The sequence below is a fragment of the Massilia sp. FBCC-B171 genome, assembly GCF_059134155.1.
This window is the reverse complement of sequence record NZ_CP101443.1, coordinates 2476832-2497006: the sequence shown is the minus strand read 5'-3', so window position 1 is coordinate 2497006 and position 20175 is coordinate 2476832. Positions and strand designations below refer to the sequence as shown.

The following is a 20175-nucleotide window of genomic DNA, read 5'->3' as shown; positions in this document are numbered from 1 at the left end:
GTTAAGTTGATGAGCCAAGCGCCAGCGGCATCGTGCGCGACCATCGGTTCGAAGACAGCGAAAAGCTGAGCGAGCGTACCTGGTGGTACCACCCGGCCGGCACATACAGCATGTCGCCCGGTCCCACGACGATCTCGAGCAGCGTCGCCTGGCGCGCCAGGGGAAAGCGTTCGTAGTCCGGCGCTTCCGGGTCGAAGGGTGAACCGAACAGCAGCGCGTTCGCCTCGACCGGATACAGGAATTCATCGTGGTGCGGCGGTGCCAGAAAGATCCGCTTCGAACCCCAGATCTGCACGAAGATGTTGTCGTCGTAATCGGCGTGCAGCGGTGTTACCGTGCCGGCGGGGCCGAGCCAGAAGCGCGGCGGGCCGGGCTTCGTGAACCAGGCCGGCCAGTGGCAGAAGCGGTTCAGTTCGCGCAGCTCCAGGTTGCCCAGATACGGCGGCAGCGCCTGCGTGCCGCTGGCGCCCAGGTCCAGGTATTCGAGCATCGACATGTCCTGCATCGCCCGGTCGGCCGCAAAGGCGGTATTGACGTAGTCGCCAACGCGGGCGCGTACCGGGATGGTGCTGAACTGTTCGCGCAGGGTTTGCGGCGTGAGCGATGCGAGCGGCCAGCGGGAGGCACCGCCGGGCATCAGGAACGGCAGTCCTTCGGCGGCGCGTGCCAGGAAGGCCGCCGCATCGAGCTTGCCGGCGCGTGGCAGCTCCTCGATTGCGAAGAGCTTGCGCGCAGCGTCCTTGATCGCCGCGCGCATCGCGTCGATCGACGCGACGCCGCGCATCTCGGCATCCCTGCGCTCGCGCGTTTCCTTCCGCGCCAGTGCTTCCTCCGGCGACAGGCGCGGCGGCAGGCGCCGCGGCGATCGATCGTCCAACTCGTCCTTCTCTACCATGACGGCATCCCACCCAACCTCTTCATTGCATCGCCTGAATATCGAAAACAGGCGACAGGATAGCGTATCGGGCGCGGATAGGCCTCGCTTGCCGCGCTAATCCTTTGCCTCGTACACCAGCCTGCCGCCGACGACCGTCTGCAGCACCTTGATGTTGGCAATGTCTTCCTCGGGAATGCTGAAGAAATTCCGGTCGAGGACAAGAAAATCGGCCAGCTTGCCCACTTCCAGCGAGCCGGTCGTGCTTTCCTGGCGCAGCGTCCAGGCTGCGTTCAAAGTGGCCGCGCGCAGCACGGCGGCGCGCGGCATGCCGGGCTGCGCCGTCAGGCGTCCGGCAAACTCCGGGCCGGCATCGGGCGCGGCCGTGCGGGTTACACCGACCTTGAGCGCGAACCAGGCGTCAAGAGGATCGACCGGCCAGTCGCTGCCATAGGCCACGCGCGCGCCGGCGTCCAGCAGCACGGCTTGCGGTTGGACCGCCGCATACCGCTCGGGGCCGAGAAAGTCTTGCAAGGCGCCGACCGTGTCCGGCGCCGGCTTGGCCCATTGCAGCGACAGCACGGGTGCAACGTCCAGCGTGGCGAAGCGCGGATAGTCGGCGGGAGCCACGATCTCGGCATGGGCCAGCGCGGGCCGTACGTGCTTGCCCTGCGGCGTGCCGCGCAGGCGCGCGATGGCGTCGAGCGAATCGCGCACGGCGCGGTCGCCGTCGGCGTGGATGTGCGGATCGATGCGCGCACGGGCCAGTGCCGCCAGCGTGCTGTCCAGGGCAGCCGGCGAAAAATAACTGCGCGGCCCATTGCCGGGATTCGGCCGCCCCTCGCTCACCAGATAGGGCGCGAGCATGGCCCCGGTGAACGCGGGCGCGGCAATCACGCCGTCCATGAACAGTTTGGCATGGCGCACCTGCATCGACGGCCGTACGCCGGTCGGCCCCTGGTCGAAGCGCCTGTGCTGCTGCAGCAGGCTGTCCACCGCAGTCCGAACGGTCGCGCCCTTGTCGAGATCGATCAGCGGCGCGAAATGGGCGCGCGCCGTCAGCTTGCCCTGGCGTTGCAGCGTCGCGAACGCGCGCATGGTGTCAACGTCGGTCCAGGCGTCGAGGAAGCTGGTGATCCCTTGCCTGCGCATCGCGTCCAGTGCGGCGCTGGAGGCGGCGAGATTTTCCTTCGCATTCAGTGGGGGCAGCAGGCGCATCGCCAGTTCCTGCGCGCTGTCTTCCAGCAGGCCGGTGGCCTCGCCGCCCGCGTCGCGCACGATTCTTCCACCCGCGGGATCAGGCGTGCCGCGTTGGATGCCGGCCAGCTTGACGCCGCGCGCATTGAGCTGCACCGAATGCCCGAACGAGGAGCGCACAAGAATCGGACGCGCCGTGATCAAGCCGTCCAGCGTCCCAGTGCTGGTGGCCACGCCGTCGGGCTGCATCCCCTGCTGGAACCAGTTGACGACGACCAGCCAGCGGCCTGGGTCTTTCGCTTTATCGCGATCGAGGCAAGCCTGGATGCGTGCCTGGAACTGCGGCACAGTGAGCCGCTGGTAATCCAGGCTGCAGTTGAGCAGGCGGCTGCCGCCCGATTGCGGATGCATGTGGGCGTCGATCAAACCTGGCATCAGCATGCGGCCCTGCAGGTCGACGACGCGCGTGCTCGTACCGGCCAGCGCCGTGGCACCGGCGTCGTCGCCTACGTAGACGATGCGCCCGCCGCGCACGGCCAGAGCCTGGTGCACGCTGTCGTTCGCGTCGACGGTGTAGACAAAGCCGTTGCGGTAGACCAGGTCGGCGGGCGGGCCTGCGGCGACGGCGGGCGCCTGCGAAGCGGCACCGGTCAGGGCCAGTAGAACCAGCAGAGCGGTCTTCGTCATGCCTCTCCCGTGGCTGTGTGGTCAATCGGGGAAAGCGCGGCATTCTTCTCTTTACGCGCGCGTCAATGGCTTCTACTATGCACGGGTTCCGCTTTCCGCTCAAGACATCCGATGACCACCTACGCCCGCCGCCTGTTCGCCGTCCTCCTCTTCCTGCTGCCCCTGCACGCCTTCGCCCTCGACCCCAGCCACGGCGTGCACGGCATGGTCCTCTTCGGCGACCGCGACGGCCTGTATGCCTCGCACCTGCCGATGCTGCATGCGCCGCACGACAACCAGGTCGTTCTCAGACTGCACTTCAAGGATCCCGAGCGCGAGCGCGAGATGCGCGCGCGGCTCGATGGCAAGACTGCCTTGTGGACGCTGGAGCCGGAGCGCTTTGCCCTGCACCGGCTGGCGCCAGGCGCCGCCACGCCGCTCCATGAATTCAAGGCGAACATCGTCGAAGGCCATTTCGAGCGCGATGGCACGACGCGCCAGCGCGAGACCGAGCTGGTGGTGGAGAAGGTAGTCCTCTACCGCACCCTTTCGCCCCAGCCCGTCGTGCAGACCGTGGCGCGCTACACACCGGTAGGGCGTTTCCTGGTCAAGCTGATCGACAGCCGGCCGGACTTCGACCACATCGTGCTGCTCGAACGCGCCGCTACGGCCGCAGTCGAAGTACCCAAGCAGGGCGTCGAAGAGAACTTGCCGGCGCTTGCCAACCGGTCGCCGGTGGCAGGCACGGTCTACTACGACTCGGCCGATTTGCGCTGACCGGTACGCTCAAACGGGCGTGCTCAGCCGTTCATGCCGCCAGCAGGTGCGGCCCGATCTCGCGCACCGACTTCACGCCGGTGAGCACCATGTTCGTGCGCAGGTCTTTTTCCATGATCGCGAGCAGGCGCTCGACGCCGGCTTGGCCGCCGGTGGCCAGCGCATACACGAAGGCGCGCCCGAGCAGCACGCCGTCGGCGCCCAGGGCCAGCATGCGGAACACGTCGGTGCCGGTGCGCACGCCGCCGTCGGCGAAGATGGTCAGCTTGCCCTTGACCGCTTCGGCGATCGAGGGCAGCACGCGCGCCGACGACAGCGTGCCGTCGAGCTGGCGCCCGCCGTGGTTCGACACCACGATGCCGTCGGCGCCGAAGGCCAGCGCGTCGCGTGCGTCGTCCGGGTCGAGGATGCCCTTCAATACCAGCTTGCCCTTCCACTCGTCGCGGATCCACTGCAGGTCCTGCCAGGCGATGTCGGGATCGAAGTTCGCCCCGAGCCAGCCGATGTAGTCGGTCAGGCCGGTGGCGTGGCCGCGGTAGGCGGTGATGTTGCCCAGGTCGTGGGGACGGCCGTGCACGCCGACGTCCCAGGCCCAGCGCGGATGCAGCATGGCCTGCAGCACGCGCCGCATTGGGCCGTTGGCGCCGCTCATGCCGCTGTGGGCGTCGCGGTAGCGGTTGCCCGGCACCGGCATGTCGACCGTGAAGACGAGCGTGCGCGCACCGAGCTCCCAGGCGCGGCGCATCACGTCGCGCATGAACTCGCGGTCCTTCAGCACGTACAGCTGGAACCAGATCGGGTGCGAGGCTTGCGCCGCGACTTCGGCCAGCGAGCACACCGACACGGTCGACTGGATGAAGGGAATGCCGCTCTTGCAGGCCGCACGCACTGCCTGCACTTCGCCGCGCCGCGCATACATGCCGGCCAGGCCGATCGGCGCCAGGCCCACCGGCAGCGCGTACTGCTCGCCGAAATACTCGACGCCCAGCTCGAGCTTCTCCGAACCGCGCAGCACGCGCTGGCGCAGGCGCACGGCCTGCAGGTCGTCGACATTGCTGCGCAGCGTCTGCTCGGCGCCGGCGCCGCCGTCGAGATAGTGGAACAGGAAGGGCGGGAGCTTGCGGCGGGCGGCTTCACGGAAATCGGTGGCGGACGAAATGATCATGAGTGGCATGCAGGTCGGGTGATTGTCGGCTTAGGGTAACACGTGACTGCGTGGCAACAAAAGCCGAGGCCGTTTATTCCAGCGCCCGGTTGCGCGACTCCACGTCGACGCAGGCGATCGCCAGCGCGCCGATGACGAGGAAGGCGGCCAGCATCGCCAGCGACAGCGTGAACTGCGTCGCCATCACCGGCGCGATGATGGTCGGCGCGAACAGGCCGCCGAAACGGGCCACGGCGCCCGCCATGCCCATGCCGCTGGCGCGCAATTCGGTCGGGTAGACCTCGGGCGTGAAGGCGTACAGGGCGCCCCAGGTGCCGAGCAGCGCAAAACTCATCAGGAGGGTCGATCCGACCACGACCGCGGTCGAGCTGCCGAAGCTGTAGAACATGCAGCCGACGGCGCTGAGCAAGAGAAAGCCGATCAGCGTGGGTTTGCGCCCCCAGCGCTCGACGCCGTAGGCCGATAAAGCGAAACCGGGCAGCTGCACCACCGCCAGCAGGATCAGGAATTCCTGGCCGCGCATGAAGCCGAAGCCTTCGCTGCTCAGTTTTACCGGCAGGTAGACGAAGACGCCGTAATAGGCGATCGAGATGAGCGCCCAGGCCACGCACAGGGCAATGCTGCGGCGGCGCAGCACGCCCGAGAACAGCGCGCCGAGCGAGCGCTTGACCGCCACGTCCGGCTGCAGGGCGGGAATCGCGACGTCGTTCCCATTGACCTTGGCCACGTGCGCCAGCACTACCCGCGCCTGCTCGGACTTGCCGCTGCGGTTGAGGTACATGGGCGACTCCGGAATGAACAGGCGCAGCACCACGCCCACCAGCGCCGGCAGGCCGGTGACGAGGAAGATCACGCGCCAGGCGTCGTCTCCCCAACTCACGGCGGCCAGGGCCAGCACCGCCAGCAGGATGGTGCCGACCGCCCAGAACGATTCCAGCAGCACCAGCCAGCGCCCGCGCCGGTCGGAGGGCAGGAATTCGGCCATCATCGTGTAGTCGACCGGGAGCGTGCCGCCCACGCCGATGCCGGTCAGGAAGCGCAGCGCGAGCAGCCAGGTGAAGTCGGGGGCGAAGGCCGAGGCCACGCCGAAGCAGGCGTCGATCACCACCGCCATCATCAGCACCGGCCGGCGCCCGATGCGGTCGGCCAGGCGGCCGAAGACGAAGGCGCCGATCAGCATGCCGATGAAGAACAGGGTCCCGGTCTGGAGCGCCTGCGGCACCGGGATGGCGAAGGTCTTGGCGATCGAGGGGGCGGAGAAGCCGATCGAGAGCACCTGCATGGCGTCGGCCATCCAGACCAGGCCGAAGATCAGGAACAGGCGGTACTGGAACTTGCCGACGCCGGCGGTTTGCAGGCCCTGCTCTACCGTGATCGGCTGTGTCGACATGCGTGTTCCTTGAAGTTAGTTTTTCTAATTGTTGGCGCAAAGGTTAAGTTGCGCTTCACCGATAAGCCACCGTTGTACCGCGTGGACTCAGGATTTAGCCGCCTGCGTCAGTGTGCACAAAAGATCATCCGCGAACAGTGCAGTGGTAAACACAGCGCGCAACAAAAAAGCCCGCAAGCGGGCTTTCTCCGGACTTACCCCAACAGCATAGCCTAGCCGCCGATATTCCGGAACGGATCGAGCGCCAGATCGATCAGCCTGCGCTCGCGCACCACGATCTCGGCCACCGCGGTCATCCCGTAGCGCAGCGGATAGGTGGTCTCGCCCACCTTGTACTGGGCCTGGTCGAGCGAGACGCGCCCTTCGTAGACGGGCTGCTTGGTGGCCGGCGAGGGCTTGGTGGCCGGCGAAATGTACTGCAGAGTGCCGCGAATCAGGCCATAGCGCTGGTAGGGAAAGGCGTTGAACTTCATCTGCACGGCCTGGCCCTCGCGCAGGAAACCGCGGTCGTGCTCGGCGATCTCGATCTTCAGGATCGGCCTGGCATTGCGCGGCGCGATGCCGCCCAGCGGCGCATTGGCCTGGATCTTGTCGCCCGGCTGGGTCGAGGTCACCTCGGTAATGACGCCATCGACCGGGGCCACGATGCGCAGGAAGTTCTCCTTGTCGATGTTCTCGAACTTGATGCGCGCCGCCGCGTCGGCCACCAGGCGCGCGGTCTGCACCTGCAGGCGCAGCTTGTCTTCGGCGTTCGCCACTTCACGGTCGGCGGACTCCGATTGCAGGCGCAGTTTATCCAGGTTCTGGCCGCTGGTTTCCAGTTCGCTCCTGGCCTGGGTCGATTCCAGGCTTTGCCGCGCCGCCAGCTCGGTGATGCGCGCCTGGGCCACGCGCATCGCGTTTTCCGCCGCCTGCAAGGCGTTCTTCTTGCTCTCGACCTGCAGCTGCGAGACCCCGCCGCCGCCCGGCAAGGCGAACAGGCGGGCGTACTTGTCGGCTTCGCCGCGTGCCGCGTCGCGTGCGCGCCGCGCGTCTTCGAGCATGGTGCGCGCTTCCTGCTGCTGGGCGCTCTGGCCCTGGGCCAGCTGGCTGGTCCCTTCGGCCAGGCGGCGCCGGTGCTGGCGCTCTTCGACCTCGGCCGCCTCGCGCAGCGCTTGCGCATTACGCTCCAACAGCGCTTTCTTTTCCGGGAATTCCTTCCACTCGCGCTCCGCGTCGTCGAGTTTCAGGCGCGCTTCCAGGGCGTTCCTCGCCGCCTCGATCGCGCCGCGCGCGTAGATCCGGGCCACGACGTCGCCCGCTTTCACCGGCTGCCCCTCGGCGATGTAGATGTTACTCAGTTCGCCGTCGATCGGTGCGTACAGGCGCCGCACTTCGGATGCGGGCGCCAGCACGCCGTTGGCCGTCACCCGCACGTCGGCGTGACCGAAGAAGGACCAGACGATGGCCGCCAGCACCAGCGCCACCATCGAGTAGACCAGCGCCTGGGTGAAGCGCCAGGGGTTCGCCGTCAGGATCGAGATGCCTTCGGCGCTGTGCTCCTCCAGCGCTTCGGCCAGGGGCGTCAGGGACTGGGGTTTGAGGAAGTCGCGTTTCATGTCCCGCTCCTGGCCAGCGCGAGGCGACGGATGTCGGAGAGCGCGTCGGCGTAGGCATCGCGAAAGGCCGGCACGTGGCCGGACATGGTCTCGAAGCCGCGCTGGTAGGCTTCATTGCGCTCTTCCCACTGCTTCAGGAACTGCGCGATGCGGGCGGCATCGGCGGCGTCGCGACTGGGGGCCTGGGCGCCGCCCCTGCTGGCCACGAAGGTCTTGAGGGAGGTGATCCAGTCGAGTTCATCCAGCAAGGGGCCGAGTTCCGGAATGGCGCGCACGTGGCGGCGCATGGCGCCCACCTGGCGCGCCGCACCCTCGAAATGGCCGGCGTTCACCGCCGCCATCCAGGCCGGCAGATTGGCCTTGAGCAGGGCTTCGGTGGCGAGGGCCTGCAGGCGGCTGTCGCCAGGGTCGTTGGCCAGCGCGTCGCCCGCCACCACCGCGGCCTGCGCATAGGCGCGGTCCGCCAGCAGGCGCTCGAGCTCGCGCTCGGTGCTGCCGATGGAAAAGCCCAGCCAGGCCAGCAGCACGACGGAGAGCAGCGTTCCCGGTATCCAGTAGTCGCGCAGGCGCCGCATATCCGGAAGCTCCTTGCCGCCGAATGCGGCGTACAGCCCGGCCAGCATGGTGGCGAACTTGCCGCGCGGCGCCGCCGCCTCCTGTGCATCAGGCGCTTGCGCGGCGCCGGGCGCCTCGTCGGCCGCGGGCGCCGGATCGACGCAGAAGATATCGAGGAAGGAGTCGGCGGCTTCGACGAAGGTGGTGCGGTCGGCGTCCAGGCCGGCCGGCTGCGCCGTGCCGAGGCGCGTGAGGGTCGGATCACGCGCGCTGGCCTCCCATTCGAGTGCGATCCGGTAGACGAAATAGCGCCCGCCGAAGGCCAGCACGTCGCCCTCGGCCAGCGCCACCGCATGCTCATCCAGCCGGGTCCCATTGAGAAAGCTGCCGTTGGTGCTGCCCAGGTCCTCGATGTGCGGCTGCCCGCCTCTGAGAAAAATATGCGCGTGGCGGCGCGACAGATAATTCACCTGGGCCGGCTCGAACTCCTTGTAGCGCGCAAAAGCGTCGTCGGCCTTGCTGACCATGAAGGGGAATTCGGAAATCACGATAGGCTGCAGCACAGCGCCGCCGTCCTCGGGGTGCAGGGTCAGGCGCGCCAGCCTGGCATGCGGCGCCTCGCGCGCGCCCTGCTCCAGCTGCACCCGATAGGTCAGCGTCTTGCCCAGGCCCAGCAGGTCGCCGTCGCGCAGCGTGGTAATGGCCTGCCTGACGGGCACGCCGTTGACGGTGCTGCCGTTCTTGCTGCCCAACTCGGCAAAATAGATGGCGCCATGCTCGCAGAAGATGCGGGCGTGGCGGCGCGACAGGTCGGCCGCCAGCGCTTGCGGATAGGCGTCGAAGGGGGCTTCGAGGCGGCCGATCGCGAACAGGGGCTCGTGAATCTGGATCGGGCCCAGTTCCGGGTGCGACACGGGCACCAGCACGATTGTCAGGCGTCCGGAGGGCGCGGGACGCGGGGCGGCGATCATGGCGTCGGTCGCCGCCATCGCTCAGTCCCGCGCCGCATTGTGCGACACGTTGCGCACGTCCACGGCCGGCCAGCCGCCGCCCAGGGCCTTGTACAGCGTCACGGTGTCGGACAGGATTTGCTGGTGGTTCGCCAGCAGCGCCAGTTGCGAGGCCAGCAGCGTGCGCTCGGCCTCGAAGACTTCGAGCTGCGACACCATGCCCTCCTTGAGCTGGGCTTCCACCTGGGCCGCCACCACGCCGAGCCGTTCGGACTGCTGCTGCAGTTCGATGCGCTGGCGCCGGTGGGCGTCGAGATTGACCAGCGCGTTTTCCACTTCCTCGAAAGCGGCCATGACCACGCGCCGGTACTCGCCTTCGGCCAGCTCGGTGCGCGCTTCGCTGGTCTTGATGCGCGCCTTGACGCTCGGATCGAAGATCGGGAAGTTGATGCTCGTGAGGAGGCCGAAAGTGAAGGATTTCAGCAGCGAGCTGAGGGCGAAGCTGGAGGTCCCGCCGCGCCCGGTCAGGCTGATCGAGGGCAGCTGGGCCAGTTTCGCCTGCCCGACCAGGTCATGGGCCACCAGCACCCGGTATTCGGCCGCCACCACGTCCGGCCGGCGCTTGAGCAGTTGCGAGGGCAGCCCTTCCGGCACGGCCGGCAGCTGCACCCTTCCCTGCAGGGCGCCGGGGGGCACGCTGAATTCGCCCGCGGGAGTGCCGAGCAGGGTGGCCAGCGCGTTGCCGGCCACGGCGCGCAGGCGCTCCAGTTCGATCAGGTCGCGGCTCAGGCGGTTGATTTCGGCGCGCTGCTGCAGCACTTGCGTCTGCGGCAGCAGGCCCTGGGACATCATCGCCTCGAAGGTGCCGAGGATCGCCTTGTTCTTTTCCAGGGTTTGCTGCTGCTGGCGCATCTGCTCGTCGAACTGCAGGATCTGGAAATAGGTCGTCGAGACGTCCGACACCAGCGACAGGTAACCCGCGCGCCAGTCGGCCTCGGTGGCCTTGAATTCGGCGGTCTGGGCCTCGACGCCCTTGGCCACGCGGCCCCAGACGTCGATCTCCCAGTTGACCTGGGTGCCGAGGTTGAACTGCTTGGTGAACTTCTCGCCGGTGCTTTTCTCGAAGCTCGCGCCGGCGCCGGATTCCAGCGTCGGCAGTGCCCCGGCGCGCGCTTCGCCGATCTCCGCGCCGGCCACGCGGATGCGCGCGGCGAGCACCTTCAGGTCGAAATTCGAGCCCAGCGCGCGCTCCACCAGTCCATCGAGATAGGGATCGCGGAACTGCTTCCACCAGTCGGGCGCGATCATCTCGCTCGGGGCAATCGGCAGGCCCTTCTGGCTCGACCAGGCCGTCTTGGCCGGCCTGTCGGGCGTCTGGTAGGGCTTCATGCTGACGTCGGCGCAGGCCGCCAGCAGCAGCGCCGCCGTCGCGGCCAGCGTCCAATTCCGCCATCTCCTCGTCTGGACATTCATAGGCTGCCTCGCCTGCCCTCATGCGTGGGCGCGCGCCTCCCAGCTTTTCGCGTCGACGAAGACCTTGAACAGCCGCGCATCCAGGTGGCCCACGCGGCATTCCTCGGCGATCAGGTCGAGCGCGTGCTCGACCGGCACCGCTTCCTTGTAGGGACGGTCGCGCGCGGTCAGGGCGTCGAAGATATCGCTGATCGTCAGGATCCTCGTTTGCAGGCTGATCTCGCCGCCCTTCAGGCCCATCGGATAGCCCGAGCCGTCGAGCTTCTCGTGGTGGCCATGAGCGATCGCCGGCACGCCGGCCAGTTCGCGCGTCCAGGGAATCAGGATCAGGAAGGAGTAGGAATCGGCCACGTGCGCCTCGATCTGGCGCCGCTCGTCCTGCGTCAGGCAGCCCTTGCTGATGCTCAGCGCCGCGTATTCGTCCTCGTTCAGCAGGCGAAAGCCGGCGTCTTCGCAGCCCGCGCAGGCGTGGCCAAGGATCGCATCGAGCTCGGGCGGGGCCGTGCTGTGCGAGACCGAGGGCTCGTTGGCGCGCACGATGGTGGCATAGAAGTCGTCGAGCCGCGCGCCCTCCTCCTCGAGCCGCGCCTCGATGCGCTCGCATTCGCGGCGAAACTGCGCCATGCCCAGCTCCTGCTCAAGATGATCCTTGGCCAGCGTGCGCCAGGCATGGCGTTCGAGGCAGGCGCGCGCGTAGCGAAAGCGCTGTTCCAGCAGGCGCATGTCGGCATGGTGCAGCTTTTTCTCCTTGCGCAGCACGTGCTCGCGCACGCCGACCTTGCCGAAGTCGTGCAGGAGCGCGGCGTAGCGGATCTCGCGCAGCTGGGCCGGCGTGAAGGCGGCGCGCCGCAGCACCGTGTCGTCGGCGCGTTCGATGGCCATCGCCAGGTGCTCGGCGTAGTCGGCGACCCTGAAAGAATGGCCGGCCGTGACCGGGTCGCGCTCCTCGATCGCCTGCACCGAAGCGCAGACAAACCCATCCAGCAGGCCCTTGATGTCGGAATACAGCTGGAAGTTTTTCAGGGCGACGGCGGTCTCGGCGCACACGCCGCTCAGGATTTCCAGGTCCGCCTCCTGAAAGGCCTGCGGGTCGGACGAGGTGTCGACCTGGATCAGGCCGAGCACGTCCTCGCCCAGGATCAGCGGCACGCACATGACACTCAAAATGGCCTGGGCCACGATCGATTCGTGGGCCGCGTAATGGCGGTCGGCCAGGGTGTCGACCGAGAGGATGGCGCGTTTTTTCACCAGCACCTGGTCGACGATGGTGCGGGAGATGCGCAGCTGCGCCGGGTCTTCCACGCCCCCGCCGCGGCGCCGCGCGGCGACCGGGCGCGGCGGGTCCTGCTCGTTGGGGCGCAGCATGATGAAGGCGCGCTCGGCCAGCGGGAACAGGTCGAAGATGAAGTTCATGATCTTTTCGATCAGCGTCTCCTGGTCGGTCACGGCGCCCAGCGCGATGCTGACCTGGGCCATCGCGTGCAGCCGGTGCACGGTTTTTTCGAGGTCGGTGCGCGCGGCGTTGGCGGCGTCGACCACGGGCGCGAAGCGGGTGGCGTCGACCGAACGCGTGATGACGGTGGCCGTGCTGGCCTGCTCGGACAGCATCAGCGAATGGAATACCAGCTGCGCCGAGGCCAGCGCCAGCTCGTCGCCGTCGCGCAGCAGGTGCCAGGCGCCGGGCGCCAGGCGCTCGCCGCAGACGAAAGTGCCGTTACGCGAATGCAGGTCTTCGACAAAATAATTCGCGCCGCGGCGCCGGATGCGCGCATGGCGCCGGCTGATGGTCGGCTCGGGAATGCAGATGTATTTGTTCGATTCGAGCGCATCCTGGGGGTCGCGCCCGAGCACGGCCTCGTCGTGCAGGGGGAAGACGGCCGGGCCGGGCGTTGTTGACCCCATCCATTCGACATAGGCCCGCACCGGGTCGCCGGTGCCAGGCGGTGCGGGAGAAAAGGCGGCGTTCGGTTCCATGCCGGCTCACTTGACGGTGATCGTGATTTTCTTCGAGGTCACGGGCGGCGTGTGGGGCACGTGGTTTTCGTCGCCCATCAACAGCTGCAGCGTGTGCTTGCCCAGCGCCAGCTCGATCATGGTTTCGGTCTCGCCGGCGCCGTAATGCAGGTGGTTGCGGTCCGACGGAATCGGCTGCCCCGCGGGCGGCAGCTCGGTGTCGATCAGGAGGTGGTGGTGGCCCGTGTTGGGAATGGCCACGCCCTTGGGCGCCACGCCCATGTGGCGCAGGCCGAACCAGACCCGGAAGGGTTTGCCCGCCTGCAGGACCTGGCCATCGAGCGGCCAGCCGATATAGCAGTAGGCATTGGCGGGCGCATCCGTCGCGCCAAGCGTGCCGCCCGCCAGCGCGGCGATCAAGGCAAGGGCGGCGAAGAATGGGCGCATGGTCTTCTCCCGGGCGAGGCTAGCGTACCGTGATGGTGATTTTTTTTGATACCACCGGCGGCTTGTGCGGCACGTGGTCTTTGTCCCCCAGCAGCAATTGCAGGGTATGGGTCCCGGACGGCAGCTCGACGCGCGCCTCGGTTTCGCCGGCGCCAAAATGCAGGTTGTTGCGGTTGTTCGGAATCGGCTCGTTCATCGCCGGCAGTTCGGTGTCGATCAGGAGATGGTGGTGGCCGGTACCCGGCACGTCGGCGCCCTTCGGTGCGACGCCCATGTTGCGCAGTCCCATCCGCACCCAGAACTTGCCGCCGGTGATGACCGAGCCGTCGTAGGGCCAGATGAAATAGACCTGGGGCGCGGCTGGATTGGGGGCGGGTTTTGCCGCAGGTTTTGCCGCAGGTTTTGCAGCGGGCTCGGCTGCCTGGCCAAGCATCGTGCCGGCATGGGCGGCCCCGGACTGCAGGACTGCCGCAAGTAGCGCAAAAAGAACGATCGTGGGGCGCATGATGGAATACTCCAGCCGTGCTCGTAAGGATGTGCGCAACGCTAGTTCTAAATCTGGCACACTCTCAGTCAGATCGCAAGTCAAATCCCTATCGTAGGCTATACGAAAAAGGAAACGCTCATGTGGCACACGCGCTTGATGGTCTGCATACTGGCAGGGCCCGCTTTTGCATACTGCGACCAGGCGCAGGCGCGCATGGCCGGCATGCAGGCGCCCGGCATTGTTCCGCGCGCCAGTCCCGAACAGTTCGAGCTGGCCTTCTGGAATTCGATCAAGGACAGCACCCACGCCAGCGATTACGAGGCCTACCTGAAAGCCTATCCGAAGGGACGCTTCGCGGCCCTGGCCCAGGCAAGGATCACGCGCCTGCGCGCGCCTGCCGCGCAGGCAACGGCGCCGCCGGCGGCCGCCGCGCCCGTCAAGCCGAAACCCGCGCCCGTCAAGCCGAGCGCCCCGGCGCCGGCGCCACGTGTTGCGGCAACGCCGGTGCGCAATGGCGGGGAGATCCGGGACTGCCAGTCCTGCCCTGCCCTGGTCTCCCTGCCCGCCGGGACTTTCACCATGGGGAACAATGCCAGCGACCCGAGCGAACGGCCGGCGCACCAGGTGACGATCTCGGCCCCGTTTGCGATCGGAAAATTCGAGATCACCGTGCAGCAATGGAATGCCTGCGTGACCGCCAACGGCTGCCCCCGCATCGCGCAGCCAGCCGACACCAGCCCGAGCGCGCCGGTGCGCGACGTCAGCTGGGACGATGCGCAGCAATACGTGAAATGGCTCAGCCTGATCAGCAGCCAGCCCTACCGCCTGCCGACCGAGGCCGAATGGGAATACGGCGCCCGTGGCGGCACCGCAACGCCGTATTGGTGGGGCCAGCAAATGGCAAGCGGGAAAGCCAATTGCAAGGAATGCGGCCAGCCCTGGAGCAGCGACCGGCCGGCCAATGCCGGCAGCTACCCGCCCAACCCCTACGGCCTGCACGATACCAGCGGCAGCGTCTGGGAATGGGTCGCCGACTGCTGGCACAACAACTACAAGGATGCACCAAGCGACGGCAGCGCCTGGGAAGAACCGAATTGCCGGGTGCGCGTGATCCGCGGCGGCTCCTGGCGCGAAGGGGCGCCCTACATGGTCAGCTCGACGCGCTTTCGCTACGACGCCAGCGTGCGCCAGTCGCAGAACGGCTTCCGGGTGGCGCGCAGCCTGAAGTGACAAGCGCCTAGCGTCCGCGTGCGCCGATTGCCACCGGCAGGAATTCGACCCCGATGGCGCCGGCCTTGCCTTGCGCGCGCATCTGCGCCAGGCTGCCGGCCACGCTCGCCAGGTAGTCGGCGCTCGGCTCGGATTCGCGCCGCAGCGTTCCGAACAGGGGCGTGGGCGTGGTGAGCAGCACGACCAGCAGGCTGGCGCCGGACGATGTGCCGATCCGCCACTCGCCCGGCCTGCCGACCGTGGCGCGCCGGTTGGGCGGCGCCTTGTTGTCCAGGGCCAGGGCATTGGGCAGCAGGTGGATCACGCCCGCGTCCGGCGAATAGGCGTCGACCGTCATGAAGGATGCGCCCGCCGGGGTCGTCACGTCGACCATCAGCGAATCGCCTTCCGAAAGGGCCGCATTATTGCGCAGCCTGCCGGCCAGGCGCAGCCCGGCCCCGCCGCCCGCCTGGCGGTGCGCGACCCAGTAGGGAGCAAAGGTAGTAATTACGGGACACATGGCGGGATCGACTTCGCGCAGCTCGAGGTCGACGGCCGACACACCGGGCATCGCCAGCAGCGGCGCGCGCACGCCGGCCGCGCCGACCGCACTGGACACGACACCCTGCACCTGCACCGTATTCGCCCGCTGCCCCCCTGTAAGCGCAGCGCAGGGGATGCGCGCCAGGGTCGCCGCCACGGCCGCTGCGGTGGGCGCCGCGACCATCGGCGCAGCAGGCTCTGCCGGGGCAGGCGCCGGCGGATCGATCACGGGCGGCGCTTGCGTGACGGCGGGCTCGGCCACTGCCTGCGCGCTTGGCGCGGCATCCGGGGCCGCAGCTTCCTGCCCGAGAAACTGCCAGCCCGCCACCGCCAGCGCAGCCACCGCGACCACGGCCGCGCCCGAGGCGGCAACCAGGCTGTAGCGCGGCTTGACGCCGGCGGCGCCGAATTCGGCCAGGAATTTCGCCACCGTCGGCGTGCGCTCGGTACGCTCCAGGGACAGCGCGCACTTCAAGGCCTGCCATTGCGAACGCCCGAGATTGGCCGGGCGCGGCGGCTTCATGCCGGTGCCGCGCGCCTGGGCCGAGGACAGCCGGTTGAAGGGGTGGTGCCCGGTCAAGAGTTCGTAGGTGATGCAGGCCAGCGCATAGATGTCGTCGCGCGGGTCGGGTTCGCGCTGCTCGAGCATTTCGGGGCTGGCATAGGCGGGCGTCAGCGCACCCAGGCTGCCTGGGTCGAACACGGTGACGTCGGCATCGGTCTCGGTCTTCTGGAACACCCGCGCAATGCCGAAGTCGATCACCTTCACCACGCCCGCATCGGTCAGGATCACGTTGCCCGGCTTGAAGTCGCAATGCACGAAGCCGCGTCCGTGCGCATAGGCCAGCGCACTGCCCATGCCGCTGACGATCGGCAGCACCTGCGCATACGGCATGCCGGAAAAGCCCGGCGCGCGCAAGACCTGGCTCAGCGCTTTGCCCTGCAGGTATTCCATGGTGATATAGACCATCGCGCCGTCGCGGTCGAAATCGTAGACCGAGACGATATTCGGGTGCGCCAGCGCCTGCGCCTTGCGCGCTTCGCGCTGCAGCGCGATCAGCGACTTCGGATGGCCGCGGAACTGGACGTTCAGCACCTTGATGGCGATATACGGATTGCGGTCCGAGGCTTCGAGTTTACGCAGGTCGAGCGCCTTGTAGACCGTGCCCATGCCGCCAAAACCCACGCACTCTTCCAGCACGAAGCGCCCGTTCAGGGTTTCGCCGACGCCTTTCATGCGCTCGGGCTCGGCGCCGAAAGGGTCGTCGTCGCGCGGCATGGGCGCAGCGTTCGCGCCGCCCTGCGCGCCGGGCCGGGTCTGGACGAAGGTATCGTCGCCGCCGAGCCGCTGGCGCGCCGCGATCATGCGTCCGATGCGCAGCTGCACTTCCTTGTAGACATCGCCCGGCAGGGGCTGGCGCGCGTGTTCCTGGCTCAGCAGCTCGAGCAGCCGGCCGGGGCTTTCCGGGGCGCTTTCCAGCACCCGGTCGAGCTGCGCCAGGAACTCGGGATGCTGCAAGGCGCCGCTCTGCAACTGGTGGAGCGCATGCGCGAAACTGTCCATGATCCGATTGTGTAAATCGCAAGCCGGTAATGTGAGACTAGCATGAAGCGAGCGAGGATCAAGCGTTTGTGGCGACTCAATTTCGCTGGTCTGCAGCAGGTGTTGGAGGGCGCCCAACAGGCCTTCGGAATCTGTTGGGGACGGGCCACCATCCGGGCTCGCACTCTCCCCGGGGGCTCGGCCGGCCCTGGCTCTTCCATAACAATATAAACCGTTGATTTTCAATGGCTTGCGCTTGCGGCCAATGCGCCGGGCCAGACCTGGCACGCCTCTCGCTATATGTCCATCGAGCGCAAACCAAATGCCTCACTTACCAACTACTTACTCTCAGGAGAAATGAACCATGAAAACCTTGACCATCACCGACCTGGCCCGCACCGAAGAACTCGACCGCAGCGCCATGGCCGACGTCCGCGGCGGCTTCAAGATGGGCCCCGGCTATATGCCAGGCGACTTCAGCTACGCACCAACCTTCGACTCGTCGATCAAGGCGACCCAGAACCTGGCGCAGATGCAGGAAGTCCTGACCGCCACCGCCAACGGCTCGGCCTTCGTGGAAGGCGTGCACGTCGACAGCAACGTCGACCAGCACGGCGAAAACAAGATCATCCGTCGTTCCCCGGCAGCCTGAAATCGATTCGACCATTTTTCACATACTCAAGGAGCATCACCATGAAAACCCTGACCGTCAAAGACCTGGCCCGTACCGAACAACTCGACAGCACCGCCATGGCGGCCGTGCGCGGCGGCTGGAGCATGTATGCGCCATCGCCTTCCTGGAAAGTGGGCGACGTCAGCTACGCCCCAAGCTACGATTCGTCGATCGCCGCCACCCAGAACCTGCTGCAGCAGCAAAGCGTGGCCACCGCCACAGCCAACGGGTCGGCCTTCGTCCATGGCGTGCACGTGAACAGCGACGTGCACCAGGACGGCGAAAACAAGATCGTCGGCTAAGCGCGGGGAGCGAGACCATGGCATCCATCGCAATCGACGACCTGGCCCATGCCAGCGAACTGGACACGCAGGCAATGGCAACGGTACGGGGCGGCACCGGCTTCGGCGGCTTCGGCAGCGACGTCAACGTGAACGTCAACGTGAACCAGCAGATCGGGCAATTCCAGCAGATCGGCGTCAATGTCCTGAACGGAAACGGCGTCATCGGCGCCGGCTTCAAGGGCCCCGACATCGATCTCGCCGCCGCGCTGCGGGCGAAGAATGAGGTGGTATTCTGACCGCATCGCGCCCCCAGCTTCACCCTCCATCCCGGCAACGGGATGGAGCCCGTTAACGTCAGCTTTACAAGGGAGGCCTCATGGCTCACATCGTCATCAAGGATTTATTGGAAAGTACCGAACTCGATCGCCAGGCAATGCTGGCCATCGCCGGCGGGTCGCGCTATCGGGCTCGCTCACCACAAGCGGCGGCCGCCGCGCGTAGCGGGCCGCAGCGCATTCGCCTGTTCGACCTGGCGCCGCCGCGCCGGCCCGCGCGCTGACCACCGTGCGCGTCGCGCCGAGCCGTCCAGTTGAACGCTGGACGGCTTTTTTTTGTCCGCTTGGCGCCGCGGTGTTGGGCCGCAAGCGACTCGGCCTGTGCAGGCTGTTGTCCGTGGCCCGACGCTTTGCGCGCCCTTTCTCCCGGCATGCCCCCCGCGGGCCGCTGGCACGCTAAGTGCTGTAGGAAGAACGTGAGCGAACAAACGCTCCGACTTTTCGAAACCAGCCTATCAAGGGGAACAGCATGAACATCCACAAGCACATGGAAGCCATCTTCGTTGTCACGCTCGCCGTCGTCAGCACGGGGACGCTTGCACTCGAGAGCCTGTCGTCGGGCGACGCCAAGGAGTCAGCAGCAGTGGCGCGCGCGAATGAAGTAGCGCAGGCCAGGGCTGTTGTCGTGCGTGCGCCGACCATGCCGCAGCGTGCGTGAGCAGGCGAAGACGGCCGCGTGCTTGCGCGGCCGTCTGCAGTGATTTTGCAGTAAGAGCGTTTTACCCTTCCTCGCCTTTCCCCGCCTTTCCTGCCCCGTTGCGGGCATTTCATTCCATCTGCAGTGCTACTTCCGAGCCGGGTCGCGGGCATCGGTGCCGTCACGCGTGGACACGGGTGTCCACCCTACGTACTCGTCAGCCTCACCGCTACCTGTTGTGAAGCGCCAAACAGCGGTCCGAACATGTTGGATTGCAGCCGTCACCCTGGCTGTCCCCGGGCTTAATCGAATGTTCATCGATACCGGCAGGCGGATAAGAAAGCCATTCAAATTCAAGCACTTACACGCCTCGAACGCAAAGCTAAAGCAGCTGGCACACCTTTCGCTATATGTCCAATGAGCGCACACCAAATGCCTCGACACCAAACCACTTACCACCAAGGAGATTCACCATGAAACACCTGATCATCACCGACCTGGCCCGTACCGAAGAACTCGATCGCAGCGCCATGGCACATGTACGCGGCGGCTTCAAGATGGGGACCGGCTATCCGGTCGGCGACGTCACCTATGCACCGAAGTTCGATTCGTCGATCACGGCGACCCAGAACCTGGCGCAGATGCAGGAAGTGTTGACTGCCACCGCCAACGGCTCGGCCTTCGTGCATGGCGTGCACGTCGACAGCAATGTCGACCAGCACGGCGAAAACAAGATCATCCGTCAGTCCCCGCTTCTCTGAACACGACGCACGCTTTCATCTACTTGACCTTTAAGGAGCATCACCATGAAAACCCTGACCATCAAAGACCTGGCCCGCACCGAAGAACTCGACAGCCGCTCCATGGCAGCTGTGCGCGGCGGCTGGAGCATGTATGCGCCCGACGTCAAGGCGCCCGGTTTCAAGCCCGGCGACCTGAGCTACGCGCCGTCCTACGATTCGTCGATCACGGCGACGCAGAACCTGCTGCAAAAGCAAAGCGTGCTCACCTCCACCGCCAACGGCTCGGCCTTCGTCCACGGCGTGCACGTCAACAGCGACGTCCACCAGGACGGCGAGAACAAGATCATTGGCTAATCACAGGCTGCGCGGCGGGCACCACCGCCGCGCACCAGCTACCCCATCAAGGAGAACAGCATGTCATCCATCGTCATCAAGGACCTCGCGCGCAGCGCGGCCCTCGACCAGCGGGCCATGTCCGCCGTCCGGGGCGGCAACGCCTTCGGCAAGGAAGTGAACGTGAACGTGAACGTCAACCAGCAGATCGCCCAGCTGCAGCAGATCGGCGTCAACGTCCTCAACAACAATGGCGTGATCGGCGCCGGTTTCAAAGGCCCGGACATCGACCTGGCCGCCTCGCTCTGGGCCCGCAACAACGCCGTATTCTGAACCAAACCGT

At 66.9% G+C, this 20175-nt stretch carries 21 protein-coding genes; 10 read left to right on the top strand and 11 right to left on the bottom strand.

The genetic code is table 11. The features are described from left to right. Nucleotide 1: 1 nt before the first annotated feature. Together NMB41_RS11330 and NMB41_RS11325 are read right to left on the bottom strand one after the other, a co-directional pair. Nucleotides 2-895, bottom strand: coding sequence for a cupin-like domain-containing protein (locus NMB41_RS11330; protein WP_494382542.1), 894 nt, complete (start codon nucleotides 893-895; stop codon nucleotides 2-4). A gap of 96 nt (nucleotides 896-991) precedes the next feature. Beyond that, nucleotides 992-2758 carry an amidohydrolase gene (locus tag NMB41_RS11325; protein ID WP_494382541.1) on the bottom strand — a complete coding sequence of 589 codons (1767 nt, stop codon included), beginning with the start codon at nucleotides 2756-2758 and terminating at the stop codon, nucleotides 992-994. A gap of 111 nt (nucleotides 2759-2869) precedes the next feature. Between NMB41_RS11325 and NMB41_RS11320 the strand changes: the two genes are divergently transcribed. Further along, nucleotides 2870-3514 (top strand): hypothetical protein, encoded by a 645-nt coding sequence (locus NMB41_RS11320; RefSeq protein WP_494382540.1) that lies wholly within the window; start codon nucleotides 2870-2872, stop codon nucleotides 3512-3514. 31 nt (nucleotides 3515-3545) lie between these two features. On the opposite strand, the gene lldD is transcribed toward NMB41_RS11320, so the two are convergent. The 8 genes from lldD to NMB41_RS11280 form a co-directional block, all read right to left on the bottom strand. Continuing rightward, a complete protein-coding gene (gene lldD / locus NMB41_RS11315; protein ID WP_494382827.1) occupies nucleotides 3546-4679 on the bottom strand; it encodes an FMN-dependent L-lactate dehydrogenase LldD in 1134 nt (377 codons plus the stop codon). A 73-nt stretch (nucleotides 4680-4752) separates the two neighbouring features. Further along, on the bottom strand, nucleotides 4753-6069 hold the full coding sequence (locus NMB41_RS11310) for an MFS transporter (RefSeq protein ID WP_494382539.1): 1317 nt from the start codon (nucleotides 6067-6069) through the stop codon (nucleotides 4753-4755). 212 nt (nucleotides 6070-6281) lie between these two features. Next, nucleotides 6282-7667 carry a beta-barrel domain-containing protein gene (locus NMB41_RS11305; protein ID WP_494382538.1) on the bottom strand — a complete coding sequence of 462 codons (1386 nt, stop codon included), beginning with the start codon at nucleotides 7665-7667 and terminating at the stop codon, nucleotides 6282-6284. Beyond that, nucleotides 7664-9211: an FHA domain-containing protein gene (locus tag NMB41_RS11300; protein WP_494382537.1), complete on the bottom strand. Its 1548-nt coding sequence runs from the start codon at nucleotides 9209-9211 to the stop codon at nucleotides 7664-7666. Before NMB41_RS11300 ends, NMB41_RS11305 begins: the two co-directional genes overlap by 4 nt. Before the next feature lie 3 nt (nucleotides 9212-9214). Further along, entirely contained in the window at nucleotides 9215-10645 is a 1431-nt protein-coding gene (locus tag NMB41_RS11295) for an efflux transporter outer membrane subunit (RefSeq protein WP_494382536.1), read from the bottom strand. A gap of 18 nt (nucleotides 10646-10663) precedes the next feature. Next, nucleotides 10664-12619: an HD domain-containing phosphohydrolase gene (locus tag NMB41_RS11290; RefSeq protein ID WP_494382535.1), complete on the bottom strand. Its 1956-nt coding sequence runs from the start codon at nucleotides 12617-12619 to the stop codon at nucleotides 10664-10666. Nucleotides 12620-12625: 6 nt separating this feature from the next. Beyond that, nucleotides 12626-13045, bottom strand: coding sequence for a DUF4399 domain-containing protein (locus NMB41_RS11285; RefSeq protein ID WP_494382534.1), 420 nt, complete (start codon nucleotides 13043-13045; stop codon nucleotides 12626-12628). Between the two features lie 19 nt (nucleotides 13046-13064). After that, the gene (locus tag NMB41_RS11280; protein ID WP_494382826.1) at nucleotides 13065-13478 is read right to left on the bottom strand and encodes a DUF4399 domain-containing protein; all 414 of its coding nucleotides are present in this window, start codon (nucleotides 13476-13478) and stop codon (nucleotides 13065-13067) included. 192 nt (nucleotides 13479-13670) lie between these two features. Between NMB41_RS11280 and NMB41_RS11275 the strand changes: the two genes are divergently transcribed. Continuing rightward, nucleotides 13671-14762 (top strand): formylglycine-generating enzyme family protein, encoded by a 1092-nt coding sequence (locus NMB41_RS11275; protein ID WP_494382533.1) that lies wholly within the window; start codon nucleotides 13671-13673, stop codon nucleotides 14760-14762. A 7-nt stretch (nucleotides 14763-14769) separates the two neighbouring features. Here NMB41_RS11275 and NMB41_RS11270 read toward each other — a convergent pair whose 3' ends face one another. Next, on the bottom strand, nucleotides 14770-16848 hold the full coding sequence (locus tag NMB41_RS11270; protein WP_494382532.1) for a serine/threonine-protein kinase: 2079 nt from the start codon (nucleotides 16846-16848) through the stop codon (nucleotides 14770-14772). A 343-nt stretch (nucleotides 16849-17191) separates the two neighbouring features. On the opposite strand from NMB41_RS11270, the gene NMB41_RS11265 reads away from it, so the two are divergent. The 8 genes from NMB41_RS11265 to NMB41_RS11230 all read left to right on the top strand — a co-directional run bounded on the left by NMB41_RS11265 (nucleotide 17192) and on the right by NMB41_RS11230 (nucleotide 20165). Continuing rightward, nucleotides 17192-17479 carry a hypothetical protein gene (locus NMB41_RS11265; RefSeq protein WP_494382531.1) on the top strand — a complete coding sequence of 96 codons (288 nt, stop codon included), beginning with the start codon at nucleotides 17192-17194 and terminating at the stop codon, nucleotides 17477-17479. Between the two features lie 41 nt (nucleotides 17480-17520). Then, entirely contained in the window at nucleotides 17521-17802 is a 282-nt protein-coding gene (locus NMB41_RS11260; protein WP_494382530.1) for a hypothetical protein, read from the top strand. Nucleotides 17803-17819: 17 nt separating this feature from the next. Then, the gene (locus NMB41_RS11255) at nucleotides 17820-18080 is read left to right on the top strand and encodes a hypothetical protein (RefSeq protein WP_494382529.1); all 261 of its coding nucleotides are present in this window, start codon (nucleotides 17820-17822) and stop codon (nucleotides 18078-18080) included. A gap of 80 nt (nucleotides 18081-18160) precedes the next feature. Continuing rightward, on the top strand, nucleotides 18161-18343 hold the full coding sequence (locus NMB41_RS11250; RefSeq protein WP_494382528.1) for a hypothetical protein: 183 nt from the start codon (nucleotides 18161-18163) through the stop codon (nucleotides 18341-18343). A gap of 245 nt (nucleotides 18344-18588) precedes the next feature. Beyond that, entirely contained in the window at nucleotides 18589-18777 is a 189-nt protein-coding gene (locus NMB41_RS11245) for a hypothetical protein (protein WP_494382527.1), read from the top strand. A 452-nt stretch (nucleotides 18778-19229) separates the two neighbouring features. Further along, nucleotides 19230-19517 carry a hypothetical protein gene (locus NMB41_RS11240; RefSeq protein ID WP_494382526.1) on the top strand — a complete coding sequence of 96 codons (288 nt, stop codon included), beginning with the start codon at nucleotides 19230-19232 and terminating at the stop codon, nucleotides 19515-19517. 45 nt (nucleotides 19518-19562) lie between these two features. Then, entirely contained in the window at nucleotides 19563-19853 is a 291-nt protein-coding gene (locus tag NMB41_RS11235) for a hypothetical protein (RefSeq protein ID WP_494382525.1), read from the top strand. 60 nt (nucleotides 19854-19913) lie between these two features. After that, nucleotides 19914-20165: a hypothetical protein gene (locus NMB41_RS11230; protein ID WP_494382524.1), complete on the top strand. Its 252-nt coding sequence runs from the start codon at nucleotides 19914-19916 to the stop codon at nucleotides 20163-20165. The last annotated feature ends 10 nt before the right edge of the window (nucleotides 20166-20175 follow it).

What these genes read in the sequence shown, in the direction of transcription:
- NMB41_RS11330 (WP_494382542.1), bottom strand. Translation starts at nt 895, where the DNA reads ATGGTAGAGAAGGACGAGTTGGACGATCGATCGCCGCGGCGCCTGCCG.
- NMB41_RS11325 (WP_494382541.1), bottom strand. Translation starts at nt 2,758, where the DNA reads ATGACGAAGACCGCTCTGCTGGTTCTACTGGCCCTGACCGGTGCCGCT.
- NMB41_RS11320 (WP_494382540.1), top strand. Translation starts at nt 2,870, where the DNA reads ATGACCACCTACGCCCGCCGCCTGTTCGCCGTCCTCCTCTTCCTGCTG.
- lldD (WP_494382827.1), bottom strand. Translation starts at nt 4,679, where the DNA reads ATGATCATTTCGTCCGCCACCGATTTCCGTGAAGCCGCCCGCCGCAAG.
- NMB41_RS11310 (WP_494382539.1), bottom strand. Translation starts at nt 6,069, where the DNA reads ATGTCGACACAGCCGATCACGGTAGAGCAGGGCCTGCAAACCGCCGGC.
- NMB41_RS11305 (WP_494382538.1), bottom strand. Translation starts at nt 7,667, where the DNA reads ATGAAACGCGACTTCCTCAAACCCCAGTCCCTGACGCCCCTGGCCGAA.
- NMB41_RS11300 (WP_494382537.1), bottom strand. Translation starts at nt 9,211, where the DNA reads ATGGCGGCGACCGACGCCATGATCGCCGCCCCGCGTCCCGCGCCCTCC.
- NMB41_RS11295 (WP_494382536.1), bottom strand. Translation starts at nt 10,645, where the DNA reads ATGAATGTCCAGACGAGGAGATGGCGGAATTGGACGCTGGCCGCGACG.
- NMB41_RS11290 (WP_494382535.1), bottom strand. Translation starts at nt 12,619, where the DNA reads ATGGAACCGAACGCCGCCTTTTCTCCCGCACCGCCTGGCACCGGCGAC.
- NMB41_RS11285 (WP_494382534.1), bottom strand. Translation starts at nt 13,045, where the DNA reads ATGCGCCCATTCTTCGCCGCCCTTGCCTTGATCGCCGCGCTGGCGGGC.
- NMB41_RS11280 (WP_494382826.1), bottom strand. Translation starts at nt 13,478, where the DNA reads ATGCTTGGCCAGGCAGCCGAGCCCGCTGCAAAACCTGCGGCAAAACCT.
- NMB41_RS11275 (WP_494382533.1), top strand. Translation starts at nt 13,671, where the DNA reads ATGTGGCACACGCGCTTGATGGTCTGCATACTGGCAGGGCCCGCTTTT.
- NMB41_RS11270 (WP_494382532.1), bottom strand. Translation starts at nt 16,848, where the DNA reads ATGGACAGTTTCGCGCATGCGCTCCACCAGTTGCAGAGCGGCGCCTTG.
- NMB41_RS11265 (WP_494382531.1), top strand. Translation starts at nt 17,192, where the DNA reads ATGAAAACCTTGACCATCACCGACCTGGCCCGCACCGAAGAACTCGAC.
- NMB41_RS11260 (WP_494382530.1), top strand. Translation starts at nt 17,521, where the DNA reads ATGAAAACCCTGACCGTCAAAGACCTGGCCCGTACCGAACAACTCGAC.
- NMB41_RS11255 (WP_494382529.1), top strand. Translation starts at nt 17,820, where the DNA reads ATGGCATCCATCGCAATCGACGACCTGGCCCATGCCAGCGAACTGGAC.
- NMB41_RS11250 (WP_494382528.1), top strand. Translation starts at nt 18,161, where the DNA reads ATGGCTCACATCGTCATCAAGGATTTATTGGAAAGTACCGAACTCGAT.
- NMB41_RS11245 (WP_494382527.1), top strand. Translation starts at nt 18,589, where the DNA reads ATGAACATCCACAAGCACATGGAAGCCATCTTCGTTGTCACGCTCGCC.
- NMB41_RS11240 (WP_494382526.1), top strand. Translation starts at nt 19,230, where the DNA reads ATGAAACACCTGATCATCACCGACCTGGCCCGTACCGAAGAACTCGAT.
- NMB41_RS11235 (WP_494382525.1), top strand. Translation starts at nt 19,563, where the DNA reads ATGAAAACCCTGACCATCAAAGACCTGGCCCGCACCGAAGAACTCGAC.
- NMB41_RS11230 (WP_494382524.1), top strand. Translation starts at nt 19,914, where the DNA reads ATGTCATCCATCGTCATCAAGGACCTCGCGCGCAGCGCGGCCCTCGAC.